Genomic DNA, 4,083 nt, shown 5'->3' on the forward strand with positions numbered 1-4,083 from the left:
TTAGCATAGCTGTTTCTTTTCTTCTTTCCATTACAGCCATTATCATTGTATTTGATATCCCTGCTCCTGCAATAATGAATAGAAATAGAAGCATGACAAATGAACTTCCTTTATCTCCATTCATGATAGCCATAAGATCATCATTTACATCTTCATAGTATTTTGCTTCAAGATTCAGACCAATTATGTCTTGAATTTTTGATGCAAACTTTCTTGATGCAACTGAAGTAAGACCATCAGAAACGGCTATTTCTGTTACTCCTCCATCAAGAAGTAAATAGTTATTTAAATCATCTAAGCTTACAAAGACTTGAGACATGTTGACTTGAGGATCTTCTGAGTTAATTATTCCACAAACCTCTAGATCTATTGTTTCATTAAATCCCATTAAACCTGTAGTTGAAAGTGTTACTATATCTCCAACTTTAAGATGTAATTTATCTGCAATAATGGAACCTAAAACAATTTCATCTTCATTTTTTAACCAAGATCCATCAGAAATACTCTCACTTAACTTAAAGACAGCTTTATCTTTTTTACTATCAACACCAACTAAAATAGCATTTAGAGAAAATTCACTATCTTCTTTATCATTGTAGCTAATAATTTCACATACAGATTTATACCTAGGAGTATATGAAATCCCCATATTATCGAGCTTTTCAGATGCGTCTTTATAAAGTGAATAATCAATTAGAATATCTGTTGGTAATTCCTTTCTTTTTTCAAAATACCCAGGACTGTAGATAGTAACTTCTGAGCTTTCATAGGAAAGGAGGTTATATGTAGACATATCAAAAATGCCTCTAATAAGTCCATCAACCACAGTAGAAACTAGAACAGAAACTAATACAGCTATAATTGTAATAATTGTTCTTGTTTTGTAGCGGGCTAAGTTCCTTAGTGAGAGCTGTAAACTCCTTAACATCCCTTATCCTCCACAACCTTTCCGTCCTTTAAGATTATTACTCTTTCTACATTTTCCAAAACCTCTTGGTCGTGAGAAGAATAAATTATAGTTAATCCATATTTGTGACTTAAATCAGATAACAGAGCTAGGATGAGCTGACTATTTTTGCTATCAAGATTAGCAGTTGGTTCATCTGCTAAAATAATTCTAGGTTTTCTAACAATTGCTCTAGCAATAGAAACTCTTTGCTGTTGTCCTCCAGAAAGCTGACCTGGACGTCTATCTTCATACCCTTCAAGTCCTACTGCTTTGAGTGCTTCTTTTGCTGCTTGCTTTGGATCTTTAATTCCAATTTTGTTCATCTCTTCCTTATTAAGAGGTTTAAAAGCAAGTTCAACATTTTCAAGTGCACTAAGAACTGGAATCAAATTATAACTTTGGAAGATAAAGCCAAGATTTAACTTCCTGTAAGTAGTTTTTTCTTTTTCACTCATCTTAGCAATGCTATTATTATCAATGATAATATCTCCAGATGTAATGCTATCAAGGGTACCAATTAAGTTTAATAAAGTAGTCTTTCCAGAGCCTGACGCACCACTAAAGGCAACTATTTCATGATCTTTTATTGTTAAATTTATTTCATCAAGAGCGTATACGTCCTCTTCACCTGTTTTATATATTTTTACAAGAGATTTTATTTCTATCATAGTTATCTCTCCTTATAGATAAAATTTTATCGATATCTTGTATCATTGCTTTGCAAATAATTATTTGTCAAGACTAACGTTTTATTTAAAATAATGTTTCAACAAATGAAATGTTATTATAGCTACCTAACGATAGGTAGTCAATCAAATATCATAATATTTATGGTAAAAACCATGTGAAATACACCTTATTTTATTGCTATTTGATTGTCAAACTTTTCTAAGTCTGATAATTAACTACTAAGGTCGTTAGTCTACACTGACAAAGAAATAAATGTATATTAACATTTAATTAAATGAGTCTCTTAGGGGGAACCATGAAAAAAATAATTACTCTATTATTAGTTTTAAGTTTAGCTTTTTCTTTATTTGCAGGGGGTTCTGCAGAAAAAAATGAAACAGTTAAAAAAGATATAATAACAATGGCTATTCCAGTTGATCCAGATGGGTTAGATCCTCAGTTAACTGCATCTGCTAGTACATTCCAAATATCAAGCAATATCTATGAGACATTAATCACTGTTGATGATAAAGGTGAAATAATACCAGCTTTAGCAAGTTCTTGGAGTGTAAGTGAGGATGGGTTAGCAATAACCTTTGTCTTAAGAGATGGAGCTGTTTTTTCTAACGGAAATCCTTGTGATTCTTTAGCTGTTAAAGCTTCCTTTGATAGATTAACAAGTGATATTAGTGTTAGACGTGCAGATTATTCATTTATCACTTCAATTGAAACTCCAAATGCAAATACTATTGTATTTAAAATGGACAAATTAAATGTTGCGGCTCTATCATCATTTGCATATCCATGGGCTGCAGTTGTAGATGCCTCAGCAGAAAACTTAAGAAATAAACCTGTAGGTACAGGTCCATATGTATTAACCTCTTGGACTGCTCAGCAGGATTTAGTATTAGATTTAAACAAAGATTATCCATATGAAGTAAAAAATGAAGGTGTAAGGTTTGTCATTATGCCTGATTTAACTGCTGAAATTACAGCATTAAATGCGAAAGAGGTTGATTTAATTTTAATTACAGGTGACCTTGCTTCTGCTGTTGAAAATAAGGGTTACAACATCATTAGTGTTGCTGGTAATGGTTTACAGCTCATGGCAATGAACTCATCAAATAAAGCATTAAGTGATATCAGAGTACGACAGGCTATTAACTATGCTGTAAATAAGGATGAAGTTATTGAAGCTGTATGGTGGGGCTATGGTAAAAAGATAGGTTCTCACTTTCCTGTTGTCTTAAAGGACTATGTAGACTACTCAGAAAACTATTCTTACAACCCTGAAAAAGCCAAAGAACTTTTAGCTGAAGCTGGATATGCAAATGGATTAACACTACGTATGGATTTACCAAAGAACTATCAAGAGTATGTAAATGCAGGTATTGTTATTGCCCAATCATTAAAGAAGGTTGGTATCACGGTTGATATTAACATTGTTGAATGGGCTTATTGGCTTAGTGAAGTTTATGTAGGAAGAAACTATGATTTAACAGTAGTTGGACACACTGGACGCTTGGACCCATATGCACTACTTGTAAAGTACCTTTCTTATGGTAATGAAAACTATTTTAACTATGCTAATAGTGAAGTTGATGCGTTACTTGAAAAATATCAGAGTGAACTTAAGGATAGTAAAAGAAGTGAGTATGTTAAACGCATACAGGAAATCTTAGCTAACGAGGTTCCAGCACTATATATTCAAGATCCTATTCAGATATTTGTTGCTCAGAGTGACATTTTTGGATTTAAAGCTTATCCTATTAATATCTATCAGATGAAGGAAGTATATAGGACAAAGTAATGCTTAAATACGCACTCAAAAGGTTACTATCGTCGCTTGCGGTCATCTTCTTTGTAACTCTAATTACTTTTTTTGTAATTTCTGTTATTCCAGGGGACCAAGCTATCCTTGCATTAGGGCTTGATGCTACACAGGAAAGCCTAGACACATTACGCTCCTCTCTAGGACTAGATAGACCTTTTGTAGTTCGTTATTTTGAATGGCTTGTTGATGCAATAAAATTAAACTTTGGATATTCTGCGGTATATGGAGAGAGTGTAGTAAAGCTTATAGCATCACGTCTCCCTGTTACATTTTCGCTAACTGTATTTTCAATATTAATTGCCTCAATTTTCTCTTCTCTTCTTGGGTTAATCGCAGCTTTAAATAAAGGTAAGGTGTCAGACGGAATAATAAGAACAAGTGTTCTAGTTATTTCATCACTTCCTTCCTTTTGGGTTTCACTAATCGCATTAATAGTGTTTTGTGGGAAATTAAATTTGTTCCCTGTAAATGGATATATTGCTCCAAATGAAAGCTTTTTTGGCTTTTTAAGGAGTATTACATTAGCATCCTTCATCCTTGCTTTTGGAGAGCTTGCTTTAATGACAAGAATGTTTCGCTCCTCCCTTGTAAGGTCACTTGCTGATGATTATATGATTAGCTGTGATGTTAA

4 protein-coding genes are annotated in these 4,083 nt (G+C 33.1%); 2 read left to right on the plus strand and 2 right to left on the minus strand.

The genetic code is table 11. The annotated features are described in order from the left end of the window. On the minus strand, positions 1-928 hold a 928-nt coding region (locus SOY52_RS07190), incomplete at its 3' end, for an ABC transporter permease (RefSeq protein WP_320848283.1). Beyond that, positions 922-1,617, minus strand: a complete 696-nt coding sequence (locus SOY52_RS07195) for an ABC transporter ATP-binding protein (protein ID WP_320848284.1) — start codon at positions 1,615-1,617, stop codon at positions 922-924. The genes SOY52_RS07190 and SOY52_RS07195, both read right to left, overlap by 7 nt. Before the next feature lie 317 nt (positions 1,618-1,934). On the opposite strand from SOY52_RS07195, the gene SOY52_RS07200 reads away from it, so the two are divergent. Continuing rightward, on the plus strand, positions 1,935-3,428 hold the full coding sequence (locus SOY52_RS07200) for an ABC transporter substrate-binding protein (protein ID WP_320848285.1): 1,494 nt from the start codon (positions 1,935-1,937) through the stop codon (positions 3,426-3,428). Continuing rightward, the coding region (locus SOY52_RS07205; RefSeq protein WP_320848286.1) for an ABC transporter permease at positions 3,428-4,083 on the plus strand (656 nt) is incomplete at its 3' end. The genes SOY52_RS07200 and SOY52_RS07205, both read left to right, overlap by 1 nt.

It is taken from the genome of Bullifex sp., from assembly GCF_034103065.1.
Lineage (GTDB): Bacteria > Spirochaetota > Spirochaetia > Sphaerochaetales > Sphaerochaetaceae > Bullifex.